At 33.4% G+C, this 371-nt stretch carries 2 protein-coding genes; both read left to right on the top strand.

The window, feature by feature from the left end; all coding sequences use genetic code 11:
* Window positions 1-230: class I lanthipeptide (locus ACVC2P_RS02000; RefSeq protein WP_452596808.1), on the top strand; the 230-nt coding region annotated here is incomplete at its 5' end.
* Window positions 231-246: 16 nt separating this feature from the next.
* On the top strand, window positions 247-371 hold a 125-nt coding region (locus ACVC2P_RS01995; protein ID WP_452596809.1), incomplete at its 3' end, for a class IIb bacteriocin, lactobin A/cerein 7B family.

The following is a 371-nucleotide window of genomic DNA, read 5'->3' as shown; positions in this document are numbered from 1 at the left end:
AAACACAAATTATGAAAACACAAAAATTAAACGGATTAGACTTTAAAAGAAGTAGCATTGTAGAATTAAACGAGTCACAATTAACAGATGTGAATGGAGGAAGTACGCCTTTATTAGCATCATCAGGATTATGTTTAAATGCAGCAGCAGCATTATCATCGGCAAGTTGTGGAGCAGTAGGAGCAGCTATAGTAGGAGCAGTAGTAGGAGCAGTAATTGCAGAGAATTAATATAAAATATAGTATTATGAAAACACAAAAAGCAAACAGATTAGATTTTACTAAAAATAGTGTAGTAGAACTAAACGAAGTAGAATTATTAGACGTAGATGGAGGAACATCTCCTCTTTGTGTTATTGCTGTAGCATCTTC

It is taken from the genome of Pontimicrobium sp. MEBiC01747 (assembly GCF_053601635.1).
Note: the sequence above shows the minus strand (reverse complement) of the source record. Positions and strands in the feature narration are given on the sequence as shown.